The following is a 26,332-nucleotide window of genomic DNA, read 5'->3' on the forward strand; positions in this document are numbered from 1 at the left end:
ATGGAAAAATACTTATTACTTTTTACTATTGAATGAACATGGTAGAATAGTTTAACGTACCGATCGCCTTTTGGGTATATTGGTTCAAATTGCTATTAATTGCAGACAACTAGGGGAGAAAAATCACATGAAGAAGACCAAAAGTATAGGTTGGAGATTGTCAGGGGTAATTATAGGGCTGTTTCTAATATTATTCCTGATATATTCTGTATTAGTAAGTATCAATTTATATCAAAAAAGTATCCAAGACTCAGAAAAATATGCAAAAGAGCATTCGAAACTATATGCCGCTGAAGTTTCTGAACGATTTGAAGCCACAGAAGAAACAATAAAGGCGACAAAACATGCATTAGAAGCACTGGCAAACGATCATAAACTGACAGCACAATCAGTTTTAAGTATTATGAAGCAAAACTTAGATAATACTTCGCAGCTTACCGGGATATCTATAATTTTAGAAAAAAATATCGCGCCTAAAAAGAATTTAGTAGACCCAAAATTATTAGATGAACATGGGCGATATATCCCGTATATGTTAAAAAATAACGATCAAGTTAATGTAGTGCCAGCAGTCGGATATGATAATGAAGAGATAAGTAAATGGTATGCTATTCCCAAAAATGAAGATCGTACTGTATTAACGGAACCACAGGAGTTTAAAGTAGGAAATGAATCTATTTATGTGGCTTCTATAGCTACGCCTATTTATACAGAAGATCATCAATTTGCAGGTGTTATAACAGCTGGAATTTCAATGGATTTCTTAAATGAATTCGTTAAGGACATGAAGCCTGATGGAGGTTATGCGAGCATTATCACAGACAATGGGACTGTGGTAGCGAATAGTATAAACCCCAAAATCACTGGAACCAATATGGCGAATGCGATTAATTGGAAACCGGTAAAAAGCCAATTGGCAAAAGGTGATATACCAAGTCTGTATGTAGATTCGAAGCAATTAAAAGAACAAGCGTTTAACGCATTTGCACCCATAAAAGTCGAGGGAGCAGATGAGGTATGGAGCGTGCAGTCGGTAGTTCCTAAATCAAGTATTCTGGCAACATTTAAGTCTATATTAACTTTAACAATTATTGCAGGTATCATCATCATCATTTTGATGGCAGCTGTGTCGCTTTGGTTCATTCATAAGCAATTGAAACCTCTTGCCAGCTTAAGAAAATCTATTGAAAAAGCAGCTTCAGGTGATCTAACTGAGAAAATAGATGAATCGCAAATACGCCCAGATGAAATTGGGCTTGTAGCTATAGCATTCAATGATATGTTAGACCAGACAAATGAAGTCATTGGCACGGTCAAAGAATCTACTTCGCGCTTGAATCAAACATCTACGAACGTGCATCGTGCATTTGAAGAGGTTTCAGCAGCGAGCGAAGAAGTGGCAGCAGCAGTAGAACAAATTGCGCAAGGTGCACAACAACAATCAATTGATGCAGAAAATACAAATCAGCAAATGGTGGATCTTTCTTCACAGATTGATGCATTAGCAGCACTTTCAGCAAATATGGATCAGTTGTCACTGAAATCAGCTCATTCTACTAAACAAGGAATTAAGCAAGTAGAATTGCTTCGTAATCATCATGAAACCACTAATGATATGAACAGTAAAGTGGAAGCTCAAATTTCAGTTCTATCCCATAAGATGACAGAAATTAATGCGGTCATTGAATCGATCCAGGGCATTACAGCACAAACTAATTTATTGGCATTGAATGCGAGTATCGAAGCTGCAAGAGCAGGGGAGCATGGCAAAGGATTCGCGGTTGTGGCCGAAGAAGTAAGAAAGTTGGCTGAGCAATCACGTTCAGAAACAGAAAGTATCCAGCATACAGTGAAAGAAATTTTGAATGAAACAGCTCAAACAGTTTCGCTCATTCAACATAATATAGAATTGATGGAAACCACCAATCAATCTGTCTCTGATACCGAGACAACATTTATGGAAAACGCGTCAGTAGCAAAAGAAATGGGCGGCACCATTGAGCAATTGTCCCATAAGCTAGAAGAAATGCTGACATATAAAGAAAGAGCGATGGAAGCAATCCGCAATGTAGCAGCAATTTCAGATGAAACGGCCGCATCAGCGGAAGAAGTGAGTGCATCTGCTGTCCAACAACAACAAGAAATGGAGCATGTGTCTACTTCTACTGAGCATATGAAACAAATTGCCGGTGAATTAGAAGATGTTATTGAACGTTTTAAATAATTGAACAGACAAACCGCCTATTCCTATTTGGAGGGGCGGTTTTTTGATTTCTTTCTAATGAACTATTGAAAAGCAAAAGACTTATCCGATATTAAAGGTAACTAATTATGCATGCTAATTGTAGGGAGGAATCTGTCTATGCGAATTGCTTCACAGATGCCGCCGGTCGATCCGGCTATAGCAAATACACCTTTAACAAAAAATGCGAATGAATCAACGGAAGAAAGTTTAAATCAAAACAAAGAAAATGACATACCAAAAGCCACTTTCCAGAAGGCAATAGACAAGTTGAATGAGTTCATGGAGGTACATAATAATAACTTGAAGTTTGTCTATCATGATGGATTGAAAGAGTATTATGTCAAAGTAGTCGACTCGAAAACAGATGAAGTGATTCGTGAAATCCCATCTAAACAAGTATTAGATGCTTACTATGAAATGCAAAAGATTATCGGAAATATAGTAGACGAAAAGATTTAAGGAGTGAATGAAATGGCGAACAATATATCGAGTTATTCATATTTACAAACAAGCGGTAGCCGTATTACAGGATTAGCATCTGGAATTGATACGGAATCTATGGTAGAAAAACTAATGCAAGCGCAAAGCATGCAAATGGAAAAACTTGTACAACAAAAGCAAAAATATGAATGGCAACGAGATGCTTATCGGGAAGTGAATACAAAGCTATCCACATTTGAAAAAACATTTTTTGACGAATTTGGTTTGCAAAGTAAATTCCCGACAAAGACAGTTAATGTATCCGATAGCTCTAAAATCTCTGCTACTGCATCTTCAACAGCTAGCGGATCGCTTTCTATAGAGAGTATCACAAGCCTTGCGACTTCTGGTAGGTTAGTGTCAGGAAAAATTACAACAAATTCAGGGATTGCTGATGAAAATACATTATTATCTCAAATTCCTGGATTTTCATCAGAAGAAGGGACCCTAACTCTAAATGTTTTACAAAAAGATGGGTCAATGAAAAAAGAAAGCATTGCATATAAAGGCACAGACACATTATCTAGTTTTACAAGTAAACTGAATAAAGTTGGTATAACAGCAATTTTCGCAGACGGAAAAATGTCGCTTACCGCAAATGCAACAGGATTACCTAAGGATGGAGGGGCTTCTATCCAAGCGGATAGTGCTAATGATAAATCTCTTATGGAAGGCCTTGGTTTCGAGGCAGCTGATGCACAGATAATTGAGGGTACAAATGCTGAGTATACTATAAACGGAATTACGATGAATAGTACGTCAAACCAACTCTCTATTTCAGGATATACTATTACTCTAAAAGAAAAATTTGCTAAAGATTCTATCAGTCCAATATCGGTTACATCCACAACTGATACAGATGGAATGGTAAACAAGTTGAAAGACTTCGTCAACATGTACAATAATCTCATCACCTCATTGAATGATAAGATTGGTGAAGCCAAATACAAGGATTATCAGCCACTTACCGATGCACAGCGCTCTCAAATGACTGAAGATCAAATTAAAAAATGGGAAGAAAAGGCGAAATCCGGATCAATACGTAGCGATTCTATTGTGCGTAGTGCGCTTTCCAGTCTGCGCAGCACTCTTTATAAATCAGTAGAATTTGGAGATGGAAATAAGAAAGCTCTATTTGAAATCGGCATTACTACAACAAAAACCTACAACGATGGCGGGAAGTTAGAGATTGATGAAAACAAGCTTCGAGAAGCCCTGACGAAAGATCCAGAAAGTGTAATGAAAATCTTTACTCAGCCTAACACAGGGATAGTTGCGCAAATGCGTAAAATTTCTCAAGATACCGTAAAAACAATTGAAGAACGTGCAGGCAAAGCTTCTTCTGTGGATAACACGTATACTCTTGGAAAACAACTTGAAGGTCTAACAGACAAAATTGCTGATTGGAAAGACCGCTTAAAAATGATTGAAGACCGTTATTGGAAGCAATTTTCTGCCATGGAGGATGCAATTGCACGTGCGAATAGCCAAGCCTCTTACTTCGCCCAATAGATAATTTAAGAACTTTGTAAAATATAAAGGAGTTGTCCAACTTGCAAGCACAAAATGCTTATAATGCATACAAACAAAATAGTGTCACAACCGCCTCTCCTGGTGAGCTAACACTTATGCTATACAATGGCTGTCTTAAATTTATGCATCAAGCCAAAAAAGGAATTCTTGAAAAAAATATTGAAATGAAAAATACAAATCTTATTAAAGCCCAAAATATTATCACAGAATTAATGTCCACATTAAATATGGATCTAGCTGTTTCTAATGAAATGATGCCGCTTTACGACTATATGAATCGTCGTTTAATGGAGGCGAATATAAAAAGTGACCCTTCCATTATTGATGAAGTGGAGGGCTTAGTGGTAGAGTTCCGTGATACATGGAAAGAAGTCATTAAGTTTAACAGACAAAAACAGTTTGTTGGGAATCAATTATAATGGATTTGCTTCAACAACTATTGCAAGTATCCGCGCAACTTTTTAAACATTTGTCCGAGCTGCCGCCGGATAAAGAGCGGGATGATTATTTACAAATCACAGAACGTTTACTAGATGAACGGGGATCTATTATTGAGGAACTACAGCAGTTGGAAGTAAATCCACTGCCGGGTCATCCATTTGAAAAGCAGTTGCGGGAGCTGGATGAAAGAATCCGAAAACGTTTGAAAGCCCAAAAAGATGAACTCTCAACAGATATAAAGAATCTCCATTTATCTAAGAAATCTGAACGAAGTTATGTTGATCCTTATGCGAGTGTCCGTGTGATGGATGGTAGCTACTTTGATGGTAAGAAGTAAAAGTAATTACTCTAGCGAAGGCTGCTGTTTTTGCTAGAGTCTTTTTTTTGTTATATTCTTCATATTGTCACTCTCGTTATAATAGAAACAATTTAGTAGTAAAGGTGTTGGAAAGCGTTATGAAGTTTAAACGTACCGAGTCATTTCGGCATATATTTGAGAACAGGATAACTTCAAAGTATAAAGTAATAATGGACGGAATTGTACAGGATTTTTCTTCAACCTCAGAATTTTGCCAGTTAGTCGATTTAAGCCCCAGCGGTGCGAGGATTGCTTTAAACGATAATTTACCAATTGAAGGCAAAGTTTGCGTTATTGAGCTTCTCTTTGTCTTACATACCAAACCTATTGCTGTACATGGTGAAGTGAAATGGAAGCGTCCTGCTTTTGGCCATTATTATTATGGTATTGATTTAGAAACCGATGAGCTGATTGAAACGCTGATAATTTCAGAATTGAAATTACGTCGTAAACAAGAAATTATTGATAAAAAACAACAAGTATAAATCTAGACTATTCCCGTAGAGAAACAAATCTTTACGGGGTTTTTTCATTTCTTAATAAACCAGTTATTCTAACATTACCAATTTTTCTTCCGATATAATAGAAGAGAGACTATATAAATAACATTACATAAAGGGGGATTCATATGCGTAAATCATTTGTTGCTATGGGACTTGCAGCTGTATTAATGGCGCCAGCGTTTTTGTCTGCTGCTAGCAAGGAAAGTACAGAAGCACAAGCTGGTCCTCATATCTCAACCCATGCTGATATTACGATGGTATCCAAAAAAACAAGTAAAAAAGCTAAAGCAGTTATTAATAAGATTAAAGCGATTAAATCTCAAAAAGCTGACTACATCCAAAAAACAAAAACTGCCAAAAGCGCATACGATAAACTATCGAAAAAAGACAAAAAGTTAGTTGCGAATTATTCAACTTTAAAAAAACATTGGGCAAAAATACAGCCAGCTCTTAAGAAAGTAAAAAAGCTCCAAGCTGATGTCACTAAATTAACTGATAAAAACTACAGAACAAAAGCTGCTCCGCTGAAAAAGACCTATGATAGCATGAATGCAATAACCAAAGCGGCTGTTCCTGCTTCTACAGTAAAAAAATTAAATCATTATAGCAATGTCACAGGTTCATATCGTTTAATGACGCTAGCTGTAGGAAATGCAAATAGCGGAACACAAGAAAAAAATGGCCCCAAAATATATAACTTTTTAACCTCTTATAATAAGCTTTCGGGCGCTCAAAAAAATCTGTTAGACCATTTAATGAGTTCAGACGAGAAAAGTAAATTAAATGGTTATCTAACTCAAGCTGACACAATTAAAACAGCTGCCACATTGGAGAAAAAATACGCAATTTTAAAGACATCCAGTAATACGTATGGTAAAGATGCTGTTGCTTTGTACTGGGAATACACAAATGCAACCGTAGCAGATAGCGAAGTTGCAGGGTTTATGCCGAATAGCTCTAAAATTGTGGAACTACAAAAAATCTACGAAAAGCAAATAGTAGCTGCAGCGACTTTTGCGAACCTTGTGGATTCCATTGATGAAGGTAGTGCATCAAAAGAAGAGTTACTAAAAAAAATACAGGATGCGGTAACTTCTTATAAAAATATAAGCAAACCGACAGCGAGCTCTACTCCGAACGTTTATCCTAAACTGGCGCCAATTGATGTTGTGGATAAAAAGATAATAGCTACATATAAAAAGTACGAAACCATACCAAGTATTGTTGAAGGAATATTAAATTTACCTGATTTTATTAAAGTTGTGCCAGGCTCATTAACTTCAGCCCAAATTGATAATTTAATCGACCAGCTTGCAAAATATAAAAAGCTTAGAGCAGATCAGAAAGAGATAGTTCAAGCAAACGCACAGGAAAAAAAGCCATATCTTTTAGAAGAAAAAAATGTGGCTAGTGCACAGACTATAGATAAAAGTTATGATTCAGTGCAAAAGAAAAAAACGAGTCCAACTTACTTAGCAGACCTGCAAAAGGTTTTTGATGCATATGATAATGCCATCATTGATGTTAGACGATTTATAAAGAATGCGCTTACCATTGCCGCAATTCCTACGTCTCCAGTTTACAAAGAAGCAAAGATAGCAGCTGATGACTTTGCTATAGACGTTAATAAATTATCGGCAAATAGCACTCTCCAAGATGTAAAATCAGTTGTTGCAAAATATAATACTATGTCTAATGCAAAACCAAACCAAACAGCATTAGTAGATAAAATAGTTCTTAAGACATACAACCAATACGCAGGCATTCCACAAGTGGTAACAGCGTTTAATAAAATTCCAGATAAAACATTAAGTAATGGTTATTATGGCTATTCTACAAAGAATATTACTGACAATTTATCCAATATTAAAACGTATAAAAAGCTAGGTACTCCTCAAAAAGCAATTGTAGACAATTCGACAACAACACACAAACCGACAATTGAGATGCTGGCAGGTGAAGAAGCCAATATTAAAGAGGCGCAAGGACTCGATAAAGCTTATGCTAAACTGAAAAAATCGAGCAAAAACTATCCGAAAGAAGCGAAAAAAGTACACATCGATTATCTAGATGCATCACCTGATACGCTTAAATATTTGGTAAATGGCCTAAAAATGGAAGGATTAGATCAAGCCTATAAAAGCCAACAACAGCTTGCCTCAACCTTTGAAGAAATGGTTAACCAATTGAATCGTAAAAGTAATGCAACGCAAGATGTACTGCCAGTTGTCCGTTACTATTTAGCAAAGGTAGAACCTTATTCAAAAATAAGCAATCTTGTTGATAGCAAAATCTTAAAAAAATATAAGCAATATGAGCCAATTGCAGATATCATGCAAATGTTTGATTTGATAAAAATTACGAATGAAAACGATATTTCACCAACTAATATTGAATATATTCAACAAGCCATCAAAACGTATAAGAAGCTGGCAGCTGATCCGAAAAAAGTAATAGATGATGCAGATCGCTCTAAATATAAATTTTTGCAAGATGGAGATGAGATAGCTCAAGCTGCAACTATTGATAAAGCATTCGAAAAAATTAAACCTACTGACAGCAAGTATGAAGTAGACGTTTTGAAAGTCTATTACACTCTTTATGACCGTGCACCGTCACAGGTGAAAAAATATGTAGCAAACAAGAAGGCCTTGGAAGAAGTAGCAACGCGATATATTCCACAACTTGCGACAGCTAGGGAATTCGAACAAATGGTGAAAGACCTGTCGGAAGTTAGTAATAAAGGCTATACACCAGGCGTGCAAGATGTAAAAAAAGTCAAAGATTACTATGTGAATAACGTAAAATACAACAAGATTAATGCGCAGTATAATGTTCCTTTAGAAACGATTATAGATCCAACAATTATGGAACAATATCATAAATTCGAAGATATCCTGACAATTCAGGACATCGCCAAAAGCATGTATGTGCAATATGGACGGTTTGTCGAAGGAAAAGGATATGCTTCTGGTGATAAACTAAAAAATAAAAATGACGTAAATAGTATTGTAAAGGTTATTACTCTTTATAATCAATTAGATTCACCGCAAAGAGCTATTGTCAGCAAGGCGCCAAGGTATGCAAACGACCACTCGTATGAAGAATCACACAACATTCCGTATGATCCAAATCGAGTTTTTGAAGAAAATGAAATTATTCGTCCGTCTATCCCGTTGAATGATGTGGCGATTCAGAATTTCCTAGAAGCACAAAAAATCAATGCAGCGTATGAAGCGTTAAAGCCATCTAGCTCTAGCTATAGAGATGGTGCAATTGCTCTATATTATAGATACATGAATGCGGGTCCAAACGTTCAGGCTTATGTAATCTACTCGAAAGAGATTGAGGATTTTGCTAATCGTTTTAATGCAGCAACTATTAAAGCCGAAATTGATGCATTTATTCAAGCTTTGAACAAGTTGTCTAAGAACAGTTTGTACGAGGATGTCAATTCTGTTGTGAAACAATACAATGCACTAAATGAAGTACAGCTTTCGCTTCTAGATAAGCCAACGCTAGCAAAATATAATAGCTATGCTCCTTTAGTAGATATGTATATAAATATTGATAAGATAAATAAAAATGGAAAGTACAGCAATAACGATATTCAATTAATGCTTTCCACAATTGCCATTTATAAAAAAATATCGTTAGATCCAAAAGCTATTGTTACAAAAACAACAAGCTTGAATAAGGAATTTTTAACCGAAGAAACAGCTATCAAACAAGCGCAAAAACTCGATAAGAGCTATCAATCACTTGATCCAAATAGTAAAAAGTACGGTACTGATTTGAAAAAAATTATCCAGGATTATGACAAATTGTCGACTACAGCTAAAAAATATGTAGTGACTGATTTTGATAGTATACAATCTGGGACAGAATACAAAACGCCAAAAGAAAAGGCAGATGCTTTTGAGGAGGCTGTCAATCGCTTGAGTCCAAAAAGTCCATATGCTGATATATTAGAAGCAGTGAAATTGTATAATGGACTTGACAAAAAAGCATTAACTTATGTAGATAGCAAAGTGCTGGCTATTTACAATAAATATGCTCCCATCGTTTCAATTGTGACAATACTAACAGATCCTGGCACTCCGTATGATAATCAGTATATTGATAATATTGCACAGGCCATAACACTATACAATAAGTTGGGGAAGGACCAAAAGGCAATAGCAGAAGAAGCGTTAACTGTACCTCAAAAGGCCTTGCTAAATGAAGGTGACAATATTAAAGCCGCTCAAGAGCTAGATAAAAAGATTGTGGCTATTACACCTGGAAAATCTGGTTACACAAAAGCAGTCATTGAAGCAGGCAAAACTTATGACGCTATGTCGGTCAATGCCCAAAATTATGTGAAGAATAAAAGCAAATTAAGAGAATATAGGACAGATAAAAATATCGAACCTTCTATTAAAAAGCTTGCAGACTTTGAAAAAGGCGTAGCCGAGGTAGAGGAACTTGCTGCTGATGAAACAAATAATAATTGTGGAACTGGGACATGTAGTAAAGACATTGTCGACAAAATGGTTATTCTTGAACGGCTTTACCAAGATCTAAATATACCAAAGCTAATCAAGGGTGAAGAAATCAAATTAAGCACGCTTATTGATCGCAAAGTACTTCAACGCTATCAATATTTCTATGCGGTTTATGATATTAAAAACCAATTGGATAATCTTTAATATAATGAAGGCCCGAGCCGTTATGGCGTTCGGGTCTTTTTTTGAAATCCAAAATATCAAAAATATATTATTTTGTTCTATATCTAAGTCCCAAGCAATATACTTTAGTGGAAATAAGACAAAATAGTGGCAGAACCCAATAACAACATCAAAAAAAATTAATTAATTATGTGTTTTAAGAAGGGTTTTAACGGGCATTGTAGAATAATATTAGTATGGTTGATTAAAGGAGGAGTTTACATGCTAACATTTAACATTCGTGGTGAAAACATTGAGGTAACTCCAGCAATTCGAGAGTACGTTGAAACAAAGCTTCAAAAATTAGAACGCTATTTCAATGAAGATCTTAATGCGATTGCTCATGTAAATTTAAAGGTTTACAATGACAAGAGTACGAAAGTAGAAGTAACAATTCCTATGAAAAGTTTAACTTTACGTGCAGAAGAGGCTAATGATGATATGTATGCTGCAGTTGACTTGATTATTGGCAAGTTGGAACGTCAAATTCGCAAGCATAAAACAAAAGTCAATCGCAAATTCCGCGATCGTGAAGGAGTAGGCATTTACTTTGCAAATGTTCAGACTGAAAATTCCCCTGGAGCAGTAGCTGATCCGAATGATTCAGAGGAAGAACTATCAGTTGTCCGTACAAAACAACTTTCCTTGAAACCAATGGACGAAGAGGAAGCCATTCTACAAATGAACTTACTTGGCCATGATTTCTTTATTTACACAGATGCAGAGTCAGACGGAACAAATATCGTATACAAACGCAGAGATGGTAAATACGGACTGATTGAAACTAGTTAAGATAATAAATTCATAGTATTTGCGTTTTTGATAAGCCCAGCAGGAGCAACCTAATGTTTGCTCAGCTGGGCTTTTATGTGATATCCTTCCTTATCAATTTTCGAAATCCAACCTTTCCTTCTATGTATTTCTTTTAAAAGAAATTAAAGATTGATTTTTCAATTTATTTACTTTACTGTTAAGTTATCATTACTGTTATATGTTAAGTGAACGGCCACAGTAGATGATTTAATTCATCACCCTGAATAGATTTGTAAATTTCAATTCTGTATATCTTTTTTCCTTGTATTATTTGTTTAGGAATAATAGATTTTTACTAATTGTTCATTTGCTTTAAACGTTCAGACAGTGTTAAAATGAAGGTTGAGACTATATAGGATGTGAAAATCAATGCCTAGCATATTAAATAAAATTTTTGATCCAAATAAAAAAGAATTAAAACACTTAGAAAAAGTTGCAAGTGCAGTCGATGCATTTGCTGAAGATATGGCTAAATTAACAGATGAAGAATTAAAAGCAAAAACGAATGAATTCTACGAACGTTTTTCTAACGGCGAAGATTTAGATAAAATTCGCCCTGAAGCTTTTGCAGTTGTTCGTGAGGCATCTAAACGCGTTTTAGGCATGTACCCTTACCCAGTTCAATTAATGGGGGGCGCAACGCTTCATGAAGGGAATATTGCTGAGATGAAGACAGGGGAAGGTAAAACGTTGACTTCCACTTTACCTGTTTACTTAAATGCCCTTACTCATAAAGGCGTGCATGTTGTTACAGTCAACGAGTACTTAGCAAGCCGTGATGCTGAAACAATGCGCCCATTATATGAATTTTTAGGTTTAACAGTTGGCTTGAACTTGAATAACATGTCAAAAGATGAAAAAAGAGAAGCTTATGCTTGTGACATCACATATAGCACAAACAACGAACTTGGCTTCGACTACTTGCGCGACAACATGGTGCTTTATAAAGAAGAACGTGTTCAACGCCCGCTGCATTATGCAGTAATCGATGAAGTGGACTCCATCTTAGTCGATGAAGCCCGTACACCTTTAATCATTTCTGGTCAAGCGAATAAATCAGCTGCTTTATACAAACAATCAAACGCGTTTGTACGCACATTGAAACAAGATGAAGACTACAATTATGATGTAGAAACTAAAGGCGTTACAATGACAGAACAAGGGATTGAAAAAGCAGAGAGAGCTTTCAATATTGATAACTTGTTTGATTTAACGCATGTTGGTCTAAACCATGCCATCAACCAATCGTTAAAAGCGCATGTTAGTATGCACTTGGATGTTGATTATGTGGTACAAGACGGTGAAATATTAATCGTTGACTCATTTACAGGACGTATTATGCAAGGCCGCCGTTATTCAGAAGGATTACACCAAGCCATTGAAGCAAAAGAAGGCGTGGAAATTCAAAACGAGTCTATGACCATGGCGACTATTACGTTCCAAAACTATTTCCGTATGTATGAAAAGTTATCTGGTATGACAGGTACAGCTAAAACAGAAGAAGAGGAATTCCGCAATATTTATAATATGAATGTTGTTGTGATTCCGACTAACAAACCAATTGCACGTGATGACCGTCCGGATTTAATCTATGCATCTATGCAAGGTAAATTTGAAGCGGTGGCAAATGAAATTGCAGACCGTCATCAAAAAGGGCAGCCAGTACTTGTTGGTACAGTTGCTATCGAAACATCAGAATTAATCTCGCACTTATTAGCAAAACGCAGTATTCCGCACAATGTCTTGAATGCGAAAAACCATGAGAGCGAAGCAGAGATTGTTGCAGAAGCAGGTCAAAAAGGCGCTGTAACTATTGCAACAAACATGGCTGGTCGTGGTACAGATATTAAACTTGGCGAAGGCGTACTAGATTTAGGCGGATTAGCCGTTATTGGTACAGAACGTCATGAATCACGCCGTATTGATAATCAGTTGCGAGGCCGTGCTGGACGTCAAGGTGACCCTGGTATCACGCAATTCTATCTTTCTTTGGAAGATGAATTGATGAAACGTTTCGGTTCTGAAAGCATGAAAAACATGATGACAAGATTAGGGATGGACGATACACAGCCAATCCAATCGAAAATGGTATCCAAAGCCGTTGAATCTGCTCAAAAACGTGTAGAAGGCAATAACTTCGATGCGCGTAAACGCTTATTGCAATATGATGATGTTTTGCGTCAACAACGTGAAATTATCTATAAAGAGCGTTATGAGGTATTGGAAACAGAGAATATGCGTGGCTTAGTCGAATCAATGGTAGACGAAGTACTAGTTAGCGCAGTTCATTCATATACAACTGAAGAAAATCCAACTGAATGGAATCTAACAGGACTAGCAAGTTTTGTAGGTGCTAATTTGCTACCAGAAGGCATTGCTACTGTCGATTCATTCAAAGGGAAAACACAAGAAGAAATCATTGAATTCCTTCGCACTGAAGTGAAAAAAGAATATGACCGAAAAGAAGAAGAACTTACGCCAGACCGCATGCGCGAGTTTGAGAAAGTTATCTTGCTTCGTGCAATTGACTCTAAATGGATTGATCACATCGATGCAATGGACCAATTGCGACAAGGTATTCATTTACGTGCGTATGCTCAAACAGATCCGCTTCGTGAATATCAATCAGAAGGCTTTGCGATGTTCGAAGCAATGGTAGAAGCAATCCGTTCTGACGTCGCTCAATATGCAATGAAAGCAGAAATCCGTAGTAATCTTGAACGTGAAGAAGTAGCGAAGGGTGAAGCGGTAAATCCGAAAACCGATGAAAAGACTTCTAAACGCAAGCCAGTCCGTAAACAGCAAGAAGTAGGTCGTAATGATTTATGCCCTTGTGGTAGCGGTAAGAAATATAAAAACTGCCACGGCGCTGTATAAAGAGTAAAAATAGTGGGATTCTTTATCTCCCACTGATGAGCTCTTACTGCCCGTAATGTGGTTAAAGTGAATGATGTAATTGGCAAAAGGAGCTGTTCAAACTTTGAACAACTCCTTTATGTCTTTTCATAGCTATAGTTATAGAAGCTTATCCCTTCTATAACTATACTTACAGTGAATAACATTCAGCCTTAGTTGTTGAAAAGTGACTAAGATGCGTGATAAGTTATTGAATATTTAATGTAATTGGAGGAACAAATTATGATGGAATTATCAGATGTTCGGAACGACCTTGATGGGACGTCCACAAAATTAGAAGACTTTAGGGGGTCTCTTTGACTTAGAAAACAAAGAGGCGCGGATTCAAGAATTGGATGAAATGATGCTTGAGCCATCTTTCTGGGATGATCAAAACAATGCGCAAAAAATTATCAGTGAATCCAGAGGTTTAAAAGAAATCGTCAACGAATTTCACGAATTAGTTGAAACGCAGGAAAACCTTGAAATGACACTGGATTTATTAAAAGAGGAACCAGATGAAGAATTGCAGCAAGAACTTTTTAACGAGATGGATGAGTTTAAAAAACGCACCGAGGATTTCGAACTGCAATTGCTTTTAAGCGATCCTTACGATCAAAACAATGCCATTGTGGAACTTCACCCAGGCGCAGGCGGTACCGAGTCTCAAGATTGGGGATCTATGCTTTTGCGTATGTATACGCGCTGGGCAGAAAAACATGATTTCAAAGTAGAAACATTAGACTACTTGCCAGGCGATGAAGCAGGGTTGAAATCTGTTACACTTGCGATTCGCGGACATAATGCATACGGTTACCTGAAAGCCGAAAAAGGTGTCCATCGTCTTGTACGTATTTCACCATTCGATTCCGCTGGACGTCGACATACTTCCTTTGTGTCTGCAGATGTCATGCCGGAGTTTACCGATGAGATTGCTGTTGAAATCCGTTCAGAAGATTTAAAAGTAGATACCTATCGTGCATCAGGCGCAGGTGGTCAGCATATCAATAAAACAGAATCTGCTGTCCGAATTACTCACTTGCCAACAGGGGTTGTTGTGGCATGCCAGGCTGAACGCTCACAAATTAAAAACCGTGAGAAAGCGATGAATATGCTGCAGGCGAAATTGTATCAGCTAAAAGTAGAAGAGCAGCAAGCTCAGCTAGATGATATCCGCGGTGAACAGAAGGAAATCGGATGGAGTAGCCAAATCCGTTCATATGTATTCCATCCGTATTCAATGGTGAAAGACCATCGCACCAACACAGAAACCGGTAATGTCCAAGCGGTGATGGATGGCGATATTGACCAGTTTATTAATGCATATTTGCGCTCACAATTATAAAAACTGTAAGTTGTGAATAAATAATACGCCCGAGTGGATAGACTTTTGCAAGGTCTCATCTGAACGGGCGTATTTTTTGCTAGTAGCGGTGTTGTCTCTTTCTATTTTAGGTATTGAGCCAAAACATACCAAACGTTTGTTCTTAATTTTGCTTGCTAAATGAGCAACTCGAATATAAAATAAAATAAGAACGTTTGTTTTCTATGGAGGTTGTTGGCGATGTTGAATTTATCGAATGAAGCAATTCATAGGTTAGAGCAGGCCATTTACTTGCCAATGGTGCTGCAAATTCTAAAGCGTGATAGCAAAGAATTTGAGCAAGGGCATTTTAAATTAAAACAACCCTATATAAGGCTGCTTGAACAGACGACCAAGCGAGTCCACAAAGAACTGGCTGAGACGAAACGTTATTTGGCTATGCATCAGCTGCAAGTATTCCGCGGGGAGCGAGATGATCTATTCTCCGAATACATTTTTATCAATAAAAGAGCCCAAGATTGCCGCCGGTACTCGAATATTCGGCTGCGCAATCATGTGGAAGAACTGTTAACTCACTATTTATCTAAGTCATAAGAAACAAGCCGCGCTCTATAATTGAACGATTGTCCATTTTTTGATGCCTATTGATCACCTCGTCCATATGACGGAAATAAAGGATGGAAGCATAATATTGCTGCCTTGAAAGTGTTGTAAAACTTAATTGTTCCTCTATATAAACTCCTTTTTTGAAATATAAGCCCATTTCTTGTTTATTCATCATAGTATGTCCTCTAAAATTTTGCCACAAAATCCATGCGTTATGCTTTTTCTTAGGTGATGCAGTCGGAAAGAAAATATATGGCTGTAAAAGAGCCGTTAAGATGATAGGTAGTTTAATAATCGTGTCTGATTTAGCATGTTCGTTTACTTTGCTAAATACGTAATTTGAATATTCCAGTGATACGTCCAATGAAGTGCCGAGTGAAGTACAAATATAATTAATCAATCGGGTCACAGTACACGAGACGATGTATTGACGATTGAGCTCAATAACAAGTGAATAATTTCGTTTGTCTACCAAAATAGGCTTAAGCATGCAAATATCCGGTGTTAGATAAAATTCATGAATTTTTATAATTTCCATTTTTATTCCTCCTAGTATGTTGGTGGATTCAAAGATTAAATTTACGGGTATATAATGATCTCAACTACACTATTTCTATAGATAGATGAGAAAGTAAAAAAGATTGCATATTCATGTTGTTTTTCCTATACTAACAAAAAGCATTTCAGGAAATAAAACAGAGAAAAGTGACATATCATTGGTCGTTCTTCTCTTTTTGTTGGTAGAATGAATACTTTGCTTGGGCCATATGAGGGTAAAATTAAACTATTTTTGTTTTACTTTCTCAGTAAAAGCCCCCAAAGTCGAAAACTGTGACTGTTATCATTCAATTTAAAAATTAAAAACCGTTCAGATGGAGCGGTTTTTTTATTTAAACAATAAAACGTACGTTCGCTTATTTCTGGATACTTGTGAGTAGCTATGTTAAAATATGTCTATGAGTTTTAAGGAACGGGGAGGAACCAAATGAGTAAAGATTTCGAATTACATTCCGCATATCAACCGAGTGGCGACCAGCCTGCAGCGATTAAAGAACTGGTTGAAGGCGTTAGACAAAATAAACAGCATCAAACACTTCTTGGCGCAACAGGAACGGGGAAAACTTTTACGATTTCAAACGTTATCAAAGAAGTGAAAAAGCCGACGTTGATCATTGCGCATAATAAAACGCTCGCAGGGCAACTTTACAGCGAGTTTAAGGAGTTTTTTCCAAATAATGCTGTCGAGTATTTCGTCAGCTATTATGATTATTACCAACCGGAAGCGTATGTGCCACAAACCGATACCTACATTGAAAAGGACGCCAGCATCAATGATGAGATCGATAAACTGCGGCACTCTGCCACTTCCTCTTTGTTTGAACGAGATGATGTAATTATTATTGCATCGGTTTCTTGTATCTATGGCTTGGGGAACCCGGAAGAATACCGTGAAATGGTTGTGTCCATTCGTACAGGGATGGAAATTGAACGCAACCAGCTGCTCCGCAAACTCGTAGATATCCAGTATGAACGAAATGATATAAATTTCACGCGTGGTACCTTTAGAGTGCGCGGAGATGTAGTCGAAATTTTCCCTGCATCTCGTGATGAACACTGTATCCGTATTGAATTTTTCGGGGATGAAGTTGACCGCATTAGAGAAGTAGATGCATTGACAGGCGAAGTGCTTGGAGATAGAGAACATATTGCTATTTTCCCAGCATCTCACTTCGTTACGCGTGAGGAGAAATTATTAAAAGCAATAGATAATATTGAAGTAGAACTGAAAGATCAATTAAAACATATGCGAGAAGAAGACAAGCTGTTGGAAGCACAGCGCTTAGAGCAACGAACGAATTACGACTTGGAAATGATGCGCGAAATGGGCTTCTGCTCTGGCATAGAAAACTATTCAAGGCATCTTACATTGCGCCCTGCTGGTGTTACACCTTACACATTGCTTGATTACTTCCCGGAAGACTTTCTGCTTGTCATTGATGAAAGCCATGTTACATTGCCGCAAATCCGTGGTATGTATAATGGAGACCAAGCACGCAAAAACGTACTAGTAGAACACGGATTCCGTCTGCCGTCCGCGCTTGATAACAGGCCGCTGAAATTTGAAGAATTTGAGAAACATATTCATAATGCAATTTATGTTTCGGCAACGCCTGGTCCCTATGAATTGGAACATACACCTGAAATGGCTCAACAAATTATTCGCCCGACTGGCTTGCTTGATCCAGAAATCGATGTACGTCCAATTGAAGGCCAAATCGATGACCTAATGGATGAAATTCAAAATAGAATTCAACGGAATGAACGTGTTCTGATTACGACGCTTACGAAAAAAATGTCGGAGGATTTAACCGATTATTTAAAAGAGATGGGCATCAAGGTACAGTATTTGCATTCGGAAATAAAAACGTTAGAGCGTATTGAAATTATTCGAGAGCTGCGTGTAGGAACATATGATGTACTAGTCGGTATTAACTTGCTTCGTGAAGGACTAGACATTCCGGAAGTTTCTCTTGTCGCTATTTTAGATGCGGATAAAGAAGGTTTCCTTCGTTCAGAACGTTCTTTAATCCAAACAATCGGTCGTGCTGCTCGAAACTCTAATGGGCATGTCATTATGTATGCTGATCGCATTACAGATTCCATGGCAAAAGCACTCGAGGAAACGGAACGTCGTCGTACAATTCAAATGGAATATAATGAAAAACACAATATTACACCTAAAACTATACAAAAAGAAATTCGTGATGTGATTCGCGCAACACAAGCTGCTGAGGAACCTGAAACATATCTGACAAAAGCAACCAAAGGCAAAAAGCTTACGAAGGCAGAAAAAATCACATTGCTTGAATCTTTAGAGACAGAAATGAAGGATGCTGCAAAAGCGCTTGATTTTGAGCGGGCAGCAGAATTAAGAGACACTATTTTGGAATTGAAGTCGGAAGGATGACCAATTTGAAAAATCAAGAGATTGTAGTACAAGGTGCCAGAGCAAATAATTTAAAAGATATAGATGTGACCATTCCAAGAGACCAATTAGTCGTGATTACTGGTTTGTCGGGTTCAGGGAAATCCTCTCTCGCTTTTGACACGATTTATGCGGAAGGTCAACGGCGCTATGTTGAGTCGCTGTCATCTTATGCACGTCAATTTTTAGGTCAGATGGACAAGCCGGATGTAGATGCGATAGAAGGCTTATCGCCTGCCATATCAATCGATCAAAAAACAACAAGCCGAAACCCGCGCTCAACTGTCGGAACGGTAACGGAGATTTATGATTACCTGCGATTGCTTTTTGCTCGTGTCGGAAAACCAATCTGCCCAAAGCATGGTATTGAAATTACTTCTCAAACCATTGAACAAATGGTGGATCGCATTAAGCAGTATCCTGAGCGTACTAAGCTTCAACTACTTGCACCCATGGTCCAAGGGAGAAAGGGCACACATGTAAAACTTTTAGAGGATCTAAAAAAACAGGGGTTTGTCCGTGCACGAATAGATGGTGAACTCCGCGATTTAGACGATAATATTGAATTAGACAAGAATAAAAAACATACGATTGAAGTGGTCATTGACCGTATCGTTTTAAAAGAAGGCGTCGAGGCACGTATAAGCGATTCATTAGAAACAGCGTTAAGGCTTGCAGAAGGCCGTGTAGTAGTCGATGTGATGGAACATGAAGAACTGTTATTCAGCGAACATCACGCTTGTCCTATTTGTGGCTTTTCAATCGGCGAATTAGAACCGAAAATGTTCTCCTTCAACAGCCCGTTTGGTGCATGTGCAAGATGTGACGGTCTTGGCTCTAAACTAGTAGTAGATAAAGAATTAGTCATACCAGACTGGGATTTGACATTGGATGAAGGAGCCATTGCTCCATGGATTCCAACAAGCTCACAATTCTATCCACAATTATTGAAAGCTGTTTGCTACCATTACGGTATCCCAATGGATGTGCCGGTAAAAGAGCTATCAAGTGAACAAATGGATAAGATATTAAATGGATCGGGAAATGATAGCATTCACTTCCACTATGAAAATGAATTTGGAAGCGTGCGAGACCAAAATATTTTCTTTGAAGGTGTGTTAAGAAATGTAGAACGACGCTACAAAGAAACTAGCTCGGATTATGTACGTGAGCAAATGGAAAAATACATGGTACAGCAACCATGCCCATCATGTCACGGTCATCGTTTAAAACCTGAATCATTAGCTGTAAAGATCAATGGTATCCATATTGGTGAAGTAACAGAGCTTTCTGTAAAAGAGGCATTCCAACTATTTAAAGAACTAGAGCTATCGGAAAAAGATATGCAGATTGCCCGGTTGATTTTAAGAGAGATCCAAGAGCGATTGAGCTTTTTAATCAATGTTGGCTTGGATTATCTAACGTTAAACCGTGCAGCAGGCACATTATCGGGCGGCGAGGCACAGCGAATTCGTCTCGCTACTCAAATTGGCTCACGGTTAACTGGTGTGTTATATATCTTAGATGAGCCGTCAATCGGCCTACATCAGCGCGATAATGACCGTCTGATCGCTACATTGCAAAGCATGAGAGATCTGGGCAACACATTGATTGTTGTTGAGCATGATGAGGATACAATGATGGCCGCTGACTATTTAATCGATGTAGGACCTGGCGCAGGAGCACATGGCGGTGAAATTGTTGCTGCCGGTACACCGCAGGAGGTTATGCATAATCCGCATTCATTAACAGGGAAATATTTAAGCGGCGAGAAATTTATCCCATTGCCAATTGAACGGAGAACCCCTGATGGCCGCTATATCAAAATTAAAGGGGCAAGAGAAAACAATTTAAAAAATGTAAAAGTAGATATTCCATTAGGCGTATTTGTTGCGGTAACTGGTGTTTCTGGATCTGGGAAGAGTACGTTAGTCAATGAAATTCTATACAAAACGCTCGCCCATAAATTGAACCGCGCCAAGATTAAGCCAGGCGAAGTGAAAGAAATAGAAGGAATCGAGCAGTTAGAAAAAGTGATTGATATTGACCAGTCACCGATCGGCAGAACGCCACGTTCTAACCCAGCAACATATACAGGGGTATTTGATGATATTCGAGATGTGTTCGCTTCTACAAATGAAGCGAAAGTACGTGGTTATAAAAAAGGACGCTTTAGCTTTAATGTCAAAGGCGGACGCTGTGAAGCGTGTCGTGGAGATGGGATCATCAAAATTGAGATGCATTTCTTGCCTGATGTTTACGTACCATGTGAAGTATGTCATGGCAAACGCTATAACAGGGAAACACTTGAGGTAAAATATAAAGACCAAAATATTTCAGATGTGCTCGAAATGACAGTTGAAAATGGCTTGGAATTCTTTAAAAACATCCCGCGTATTGCTAGAAAGCTGCAAACATTAGTTGATGTGGGATTAGGTTATATCAAACTTGGCCAACCAGCGACTACGTTATCCGGTGGGGAAGCGCAACGCGTTAAGCTGGCATCTGAATTGCATAAACGGTCTAATGGAAAATCCATTTATATATTGGATGAACCGACAACAGGACTTCATGCAGATGATATTTCGCGTCTATTGAAAGTGTTACATCGACTTGTAGAGAATGGCGACACAGTGCTGGTTATCGAACATAATCTTGATGTAATAAAAACAGTTGACTACATTATTGATATGGGACCAGAAGGCGGAGATAAAGGTGGTACTGTTGTTGCTAAGGGAACGCCTGAGCAAGTAGCTGACACAGAAGGTTCATATACTGGATTTTATTTGAATCGTGTATTAGAGCGTGATCGCGCCCGTATGGAAGCATCGCTCGAAAAAGCGCAGAAATAGTATTAGTAAAATGATTAAGATAGCATGACTGGAAATGGAGATTTATCTGCCCTAGGGAGCTAAGTAAGCTTTGGCAGGTATATCTCCTTCCGTTATTATGAAACTTTTTGCCAGTGAATTCGTACATGTAGTAAGACGAATAATGGAGGGTGTTATTATGCAAGATGAACGTAAACGAATTTTGGATTTAGTCGAAAAAGGCACAATCACCGCCCAAGAAGCAATCGTACTATTTGAAAAACTTGAGCAGCCAACAAACATGAACCAACAGCCAAACGAAAATAAAGCAACAACTGATAGCAGCAAGACTGCTCCACAGAAAGAATATTTCGAAAATGAGTCGAAAAAAGAGAAGATGGCAAGTGACCAGTATGGGGAGCAGACAACTGAACAACGCCAATCGGGCAATGAAGATGAATTCTTTGAAGAAATACGAAAAGACTTCACACAATTTGGAACGAAATTGGTGAATTTAATGAACACTACTTTCTCGAAAGTAAAAGAATTCGATTTTGACAAAGGGTTTATGAGTTCTTCAGCCTCAGAAGAAAAAATAGAAGAGTTACAAAACGCTACGTTTTCTAATATTAGCATTGATATTCCCAATGGTAATATCGAGTTGATTCCAACGAACGAAGAGAGCGCGAAAATTGTATATCGAATTCGACCAACCATTGGAAAAATGTCGGATGACATATTAAAAGAATTCAATCAAGGTGTAATCAGCAAGGCAGATGATGATACATTACGAATTGTCTCTGCAACTAAAAAACTGCGCCTAGATGCTACTATTTACATTCCGGCAAAAAAATATGATTTCGTTACAATCCGCCAATTCAATGGGGGATTTAAAACAGCTGACATTGATATCGAGCAAATAAAAGTTAAAACAATGAATGGCGGTATTGATTTCAAAAATGTCGGTTTTTACCAATTGGATGCAGAAACTGCCAATGGCGCAATTGACCTACGTGATGTGAAAGGGAAAAAAGCAGAAGTAGAAACAGTCAATGGTCGCATTTATGTCGATGGGAAAATAGAAGAATTAGATGCGAAATCAGCTAATGGCCATGTCGTAGTGACGACTCGTACTGAAAAAGCAAAGAATATCCGTGCACAAACAATTGCTGGTGCAGTGGAAATTTATATACCGAATAATACCTCCCTACAGGGTGAAGTCACTTCAAACTTAGGAAAAGTAGATGTGCGTCTACCGGATATCCAACGACAAAATGAACAAAATCAGTTCTTGCAAAAGAGTGTACAATTCTCAAAAGTAATTGAAGATACACAAACTCTGCTAGTTGAAGGGGAAACAAAAACTGGATCTGTTATAGTTCGATATAACCTTTAAAAGTTATGGTAAGAAGACTGCTTTAAAAGAAAGCTTTAACGCTTTCTTTTGATGCAGTCTTTTTTTTGGTAGATTAAATAACAAGTAAATAAAAAGAAACACCCAAGTAATAATTCACCTATTTGAAATACACTTGTAATGGTAGACAAATAGTGCCGTGATATAATAGAGTGGAAAATAGTCAAGTTTTACTAAAACATAGGTGGTCTAAATATGATAGAAATGAAGAATGTCTATAAAAAGTACCCCAATGGTATTGTAGCGCTGAATGGGCTCAATATAAGAATTAACCAAGGGGAGTTTGTTTATATTGTCGGTCCGAGCGGTGCTGGGAAATCGACTTTTATTAAGATGATGTATCGGGAAGAAAAAGCATCATCAGGTGAAATTGTTGTGAATGGCATGAACCTGTCTAATTTAAAGAATAAAGAAGTTCCTTACTTAAGAAGGCAAATCGGCGTAGTCTTTCAAGACTTTAAGCTGCTGCCAAAGCTTACTGTCTTCGAGAACGTCGCATTTGCTCTTGAGGTAATAGAAGAACATCCGGAAAAAATACGAAAACGTGTGATGGATGTATTGGATTTAGTGGGCTTAAAAAAGAAAGCGAGAATGTTTCCGGATGAATTATCGGGCGGAGAGCAACAACGCGTGTCGATTGCGAGATCCATTGTCAATTTACCAAAAGTAGTAATTGCCGATGAACCAACCGGAAACCTGGACCCTGATACATCTTGGGAGATTATGAGTTTATTTGAAGAGATTAATGCAAGAGGGACAACCATTATAATGGCGACGCACAATCGAGAAATCGTTAATAATATGAGGCGTCGTGTTGTTGCCATTGAAGGCGGACTAATTGTTCGTGATGAACGAGGAGGTGATTACGGCTATGAAATTTAACACCTTGTCGCGTCATTTACGAGAAAGCTTTAAATCAATTGCCAGAAATGGATGGATGACATTTGCTTCTGTCAGTGCCGTCACTGTAACCCTATTGCTTGTGGGCGTATTTATGGTGATTATGATGAACTTAAACAAAGTTGCCGATGATCTGGAAAACGATGTGGAGATCAAAGTACTCATCGATTTACAAGCAAATGAAAAAGATGAGAGCAATCTGCAAGATCAAATTAAGAACTTGCCAGGGGTAGAATCAATACGCTATTCATCAAAAGAGAGTGAATTAAGCGGTTTAGTGAAAGACTTTGGTAACGATTTAAGTTTATTTAAACAAAGCAATCCATTGCGAAATGTTCTCTATGTCAAAGCATCCAACCCTCAACAGACAGCGAAAATCGCTAAACAAATTGATAAGATGGATGGTACATATGAAGCGTTATACGGGAAAGGGAAAATCGAGAAGCTCTTCAATGTGTTAAACACAGGTAGAAATGTGGGGATTGTACTCATCGTTGCCTTATTGCTGACTGCAATGTTCTTAATCTCGAATACTATCAAAATTACTATTTTTGCTCGAAGTAAAGAGATTGAAATCATGAAACTTGTAGGTGCTACAAACTGGTTTGTACGCATTCCTTTCTTACTTGAAGGGATTTGGCTAGGTATTTTAGGATCGATTATTCCGATTGTAGTTGTAACGCTTGCGTATGCAAATATTCACAGTGCGCTAGCGCCAAGATTAAAGGGAGAAGTGTTCGAATTGCTAAGCGTTTCTCCATTTATCATTGAAATAGATGCATTGATATTAGTAATGGGCGTAATCATCGGTATGTGGGGAAGTTTTATGTCTGTACGTAAATTCTTAAAAGTGTAAGTTAAGCCATAAATATGCAATGTTGAGAGAGAAAGAATATCAGGGGGATTCGTGGTTGAACATGAAATCAAGGGCCTTAAAAGCTTTACTATGTACCACAATCGCATTTGCTCTAGTATGGCCAACGATAAAGGTGCATGCAACATCTATCAAGGACTTAAATAGTAAACAGCAAAGAATGGATAAAGAAAAAAGTGAACTCCATTCAAAACTAGATGCAAAAACTTCTGAGATTAATCAACATAAAGCAACAATTGAGAATTATATGGACCAAATCGCTAGCCTTGATCGTAAACTTACTAGAACTGATTTGAAAATTGGTTCCGTGCTTGCGAAAGAACACAAGATGTCTAAAGCAATCAACCAATTAAGTGTTTCGGTTGAAAGCATGCAGCAAACAATCAATCAACGTACTGAATTGCTTGATAATCGTGCAAGGGCTCTTCAAGAAAACAATGGGAGTTTAAGCTATGTGACCCTTGTCTTACAATCACAAAGTTTAGGTGATTTTATTGACCGTGTGGGTGCTGTGAATACATTATTACAAGCAGATCGCGAAATTTTACGAGAACAACGCGACAAAAAGGAGCGTTTGGAAGAGAAACAGGCAGAGCTTGATGGGAAAGTAGAGAAGAAAAAAATCTACCGTGAACAATTAGAATTGCTTCGTAAATCGTATGATGAACAAATAATAGATAAAAATCGTGTAATCGACAAACTGGAAGCAGAACAAAAAAAGCTGCAAACAGGGAAGAGACTCCTTGAAAAGGAATACTCAGAAGCTGTCACGATGAGTGAAAATGTGAAAAGAGAGATTGAAGAAGAACAGCAAAGACTAGCAAACCTAGCAGCACAAATGTCCTCTACGTCAAATGCAGCTACTTCGGCTGCTTCTCAAATGGAGACGGGCGAACTGCCCGAGGTCACGTTTGGAACATGGACAAAGCCGGCTGTAGGGCGGCTGACATCCAATCACGGGTGGCGGGATTTAGGTGAAGGCGCAGAATTTCACTATGGTATTGATCTTGCGAATAAAGAGGGCACTCCGGTAGTAGCAGCCTCCGATGGAGTAGTGTTTCGTGCTAGTCCCTTGTCTACCTATGGAAATGTGGTCATGATGACACATTCCATTGAAGGACATATCTTTACGACAGTTTATGCACATTTAAGCCAATATAAGGTATCTGTTGGCGAAAGAGTTCATAAAGGCCAGGTGATTGGCTATATGGGGCAGACAGGCCGCGCATACGGCACCCATCTCCATTTTGAAATCCATACAACGCCATGGGAAGGGCAAAAAGTAGGAGCGGTCAATCCTTTGCGGTATATCTCATTTTAGACATAATGAATTTGTTGCTGGCTAATTAGCCGGCAACTTTTTTTTATTTCCAACGTATCTATTCACATAGCATTCATGGCTTTTCAAATTAGATTGTGATAGCATTTTTAGTATGGAAAC

The 26,332-nt window shown here is 37.9% G+C and carries 18 protein-coding genes; 17 read left to right on the top strand and 1 reads right to left on the bottom strand.

Features of this window, described 5'->3' with window-relative positions; translation table 11 throughout:
* The first annotated feature begins 127 nt into the window (after nucleotides 1-127).
* The 11 genes from F0527_RS02510 (at nucleotide 128) to F0527_RS02560 (ending at nucleotide 15,895) form a co-directional block, all read left to right on the top strand.
* On the top strand, nucleotides 128-2,224 hold the full coding sequence (locus tag F0527_RS02510; RefSeq protein WP_150283702.1) for a methyl-accepting chemotaxis protein: 2,097 nt from the start codon (nucleotides 128-130) through the stop codon (nucleotides 2,222-2,224).
* A gap of 138 nt (nucleotides 2,225-2,362) precedes the next feature.
* Nucleotides 2,363-2,704, top strand: coding sequence for a flagellar protein FlaG (locus F0527_RS02515; RefSeq protein WP_066784695.1), 342 nt, complete (start codon nucleotides 2,363-2,365; stop codon nucleotides 2,702-2,704).
* A gap of 12 nt (nucleotides 2,705-2,716) precedes the next feature.
* Complete coding sequence (locus F0527_RS02520) at nucleotides 2,717-4,237, top strand: flagellar hook-associated protein 2 (protein ID WP_150283703.1); 1,521 nt, start codon at nucleotides 2,717-2,719, stop codon at nucleotides 4,235-4,237.
* A 41-nt stretch (nucleotides 4,238-4,278) separates the two neighbouring features.
* Nucleotides 4,279-4,677: a flagellar export chaperone FliS gene (gene fliS, locus F0527_RS02525; RefSeq protein WP_084246847.1), complete on the top strand. Its 399-nt coding sequence runs from the start codon at nucleotides 4,279-4,281 to the stop codon at nucleotides 4,675-4,677.
* On the top strand, nucleotides 4,677-5,036 hold the full coding sequence (locus tag F0527_RS02530) for a flagellar protein FliT (RefSeq protein WP_147194642.1): 360 nt from the start codon (nucleotides 4,677-4,679) through the stop codon (nucleotides 5,034-5,036). The genes fliS and F0527_RS02530 overlap by 1 nt, the downstream gene beginning before the upstream one ends.
* 119 nt (nucleotides 5,037-5,155) lie before the next feature.
* Nucleotides 5,156-5,542, top strand: coding sequence for a PilZ domain-containing protein (locus F0527_RS02535; RefSeq protein WP_149031980.1), 387 nt, complete (start codon nucleotides 5,156-5,158; stop codon nucleotides 5,540-5,542).
* Between the two features lie 143 nt (nucleotides 5,543-5,685).
* On the top strand, nucleotides 5,686-10,251 hold the full coding sequence (locus F0527_RS02540) for a hypothetical protein (protein ID WP_150283704.1): 4,566 nt from the start codon (nucleotides 5,686-5,688) through the stop codon (nucleotides 10,249-10,251).
* Nucleotides 10,252-10,491: 240 nt separating this feature from the next.
* Nucleotides 10,492-11,061 carry a ribosome hibernation-promoting factor, HPF/YfiA family gene (hpf, locus tag F0527_RS02545; RefSeq protein ID WP_066784713.1) on the top strand — a complete coding sequence of 190 codons (570 nt, stop codon included), beginning with the start codon at nucleotides 10,492-10,494 and terminating at the stop codon, nucleotides 11,059-11,061.
* 390 nt (nucleotides 11,062-11,451) lie between these two features.
* Nucleotides 11,452-13,959 (top strand): preprotein translocase subunit SecA, encoded by a 2,508-nt coding sequence (gene secA, locus F0527_RS02550; RefSeq protein WP_150283705.1) that lies wholly within the window; start codon nucleotides 11,452-11,454, stop codon nucleotides 13,957-13,959.
* A 264-nt stretch (nucleotides 13,960-14,223) separates the two neighbouring features.
* Nucleotides 14,224-15,322, top strand: a protein-coding gene (prfB, locus tag F0527_RS02555; RefSeq protein ID WP_147195101.1) for a peptide chain release factor 2 whose coding sequence is annotated in 2 segments (ribosomal slippage) — nucleotides 14,224-14,295 and nucleotides 14,297-15,322 — 1,098 coding nt in all. Because the reading frame shifts where the segments join, the coding sequence is not laid out codon by codon here.
* Nucleotides 15,323-15,541: 219 nt separating this feature from the next.
* Nucleotides 15,542-15,895 (top strand): YhjD family protein, encoded by a 354-nt coding sequence (locus tag F0527_RS02560; RefSeq protein WP_066784719.1) that lies wholly within the window; start codon nucleotides 15,542-15,544, stop codon nucleotides 15,893-15,895.
* Here the strand turns inward: F0527_RS02560 and F0527_RS02565 are convergent.
* Nucleotides 15,885-16,445, bottom strand: coding sequence for a competence protein ComK (locus tag F0527_RS02565; RefSeq protein ID WP_150283706.1), 561 nt, complete (start codon nucleotides 16,443-16,445; stop codon nucleotides 15,885-15,887). The genes F0527_RS02560 and F0527_RS02565 overlap by 11 nt on opposite strands.
* Before the next feature lie 447 nt (nucleotides 16,446-16,892).
* Between F0527_RS02565 and uvrB the strand changes: the two genes are divergently transcribed.
* The 6 genes from uvrB to F0527_RS02595 all read left to right on the top strand — a co-directional run bounded on the left by uvrB (nucleotide 16,893) and on the right by F0527_RS02595 (nucleotide 26,212).
* Nucleotides 16,893-18,875 carry an excinuclease ABC subunit UvrB gene (uvrB, locus tag F0527_RS02570; protein ID WP_150283707.1) on the top strand — a complete coding sequence of 661 codons (1,983 nt, stop codon included), beginning with the start codon at nucleotides 16,893-16,895 and terminating at the stop codon, nucleotides 18,873-18,875.
* Between the two features lie 5 nt (nucleotides 18,876-18,880).
* Nucleotides 18,881-21,745 (top strand): excinuclease ABC subunit UvrA, encoded by a 2,865-nt coding sequence (uvrA, locus tag F0527_RS02575; RefSeq protein WP_150283708.1) that lies wholly within the window; start codon nucleotides 18,881-18,883, stop codon nucleotides 21,743-21,745.
* Nucleotides 21,746-21,902: 157 nt separating this feature from the next.
* Entirely contained in the window at nucleotides 21,903-23,099 is a 1,197-nt protein-coding gene (locus F0527_RS02580; protein WP_190323366.1) for a DUF4097 family beta strand repeat-containing protein, read from the top strand.
* Between the two features lie 213 nt (nucleotides 23,100-23,312).
* Nucleotides 23,313-23,999, top strand: a complete 687-nt coding sequence (gene ftsE, locus F0527_RS02585) for a cell division ATP-binding protein FtsE (protein ID WP_066784729.1) — start codon at nucleotides 23,313-23,315, stop codon at nucleotides 23,997-23,999.
* Nucleotides 23,989-24,873 (top strand): permease-like cell division protein FtsX, encoded by an 885-nt coding sequence (ftsX, locus tag F0527_RS02590; protein ID WP_150283710.1) that lies wholly within the window; start codon nucleotides 23,989-23,991, stop codon nucleotides 24,871-24,873. The genes ftsE and ftsX overlap by 11 nt, the downstream gene beginning before the upstream one ends.
* A gap of 61 nt (nucleotides 24,874-24,934) precedes the next feature.
* Nucleotides 24,935-26,212 (top strand): murein hydrolase activator EnvC family protein, encoded by a 1,278-nt coding sequence (locus F0527_RS02595; RefSeq protein WP_223823576.1) that lies wholly within the window; start codon nucleotides 24,935-24,937, stop codon nucleotides 26,210-26,212.
* Nucleotides 26,213-26,332: the final 120 nt, after the last annotated feature.

This window comes from Rummeliibacillus sp. TYF-LIM-RU47, assembly GCF_008638315.1.
Taxonomy (GTDB): domain Bacteria; phylum Bacillota; class Bacilli; order Bacillales_A; family Planococcaceae; genus Rummeliibacillus; species Rummeliibacillus stabekisii.

Bases quoted from the DNA above. Each gene is read 5' to 3' on its own strand.
- F0527_RS02510 (WP_150283702.1), top strand. From the start codon at position 128: ATGAAGAAGACCAAAAGTATAGGTTGGAGATTGTCAGGGGTAATTATA.
- F0527_RS02515 (WP_066784695.1), top strand. From the start codon at position 2,363: ATGCGAATTGCTTCACAGATGCCGCCGGTCGATCCGGCTATAGCAAAT.
- F0527_RS02520 (WP_150283703.1), top strand. From the start codon at position 2,717: ATGGCGAACAATATATCGAGTTATTCATATTTACAAACAAGCGGTAGC.
- F0527_RS02530 (WP_147194642.1), top strand. From the start codon at position 4,677: ATGGATTTGCTTCAACAACTATTGCAAGTATCCGCGCAACTTTTTAAA.
- F0527_RS02535 (WP_149031980.1), top strand. From the start codon at position 5,156: ATGAAGTTTAAACGTACCGAGTCATTTCGGCATATATTTGAGAACAGG.
- F0527_RS02540 (WP_150283704.1), top strand. From the start codon at position 5,686: ATGCGTAAATCATTTGTTGCTATGGGACTTGCAGCTGTATTAATGGCG.
- hpf (WP_066784713.1), top strand. From the start codon at position 10,492: ATGCTAACATTTAACATTCGTGGTGAAAACATTGAGGTAACTCCAGCA.
- secA (WP_150283705.1), top strand. From the start codon at position 11,452: ATGCCTAGCATATTAAATAAAATTTTTGATCCAAATAAAAAAGAATTA.
- F0527_RS02560 (WP_066784719.1), top strand. From the start codon at position 15,542: ATGTTGAATTTATCGAATGAAGCAATTCATAGGTTAGAGCAGGCCATT.
- F0527_RS02565 (WP_150283706.1), bottom strand. From the start codon at position 16,445: ATGGAAATTATAAAAATTCATGAATTTTATCTAACACCGGATATTTGC.
- uvrB (WP_150283707.1), top strand. From the start codon at position 16,893: ATGAGTAAAGATTTCGAATTACATTCCGCATATCAACCGAGTGGCGAC.
- F0527_RS02580 (WP_190323366.1), top strand. From the start codon at position 21,903: ATGCAAGATGAACGTAAACGAATTTTGGATTTAGTCGAAAAAGGCACA.
- ftsE (WP_066784729.1), top strand. From the start codon at position 23,313: ATGATAGAAATGAAGAATGTCTATAAAAAGTACCCCAATGGTATTGTA.
- ftsX (WP_150283710.1), top strand. From the start codon at position 23,989: ATGAAATTTAACACCTTGTCGCGTCATTTACGAGAAAGCTTTAAATCA.
- F0527_RS02595 (WP_223823576.1), top strand. From the start codon at position 24,935: ATGAAATCAAGGGCCTTAAAAGCTTTACTATGTACCACAATCGCATTT.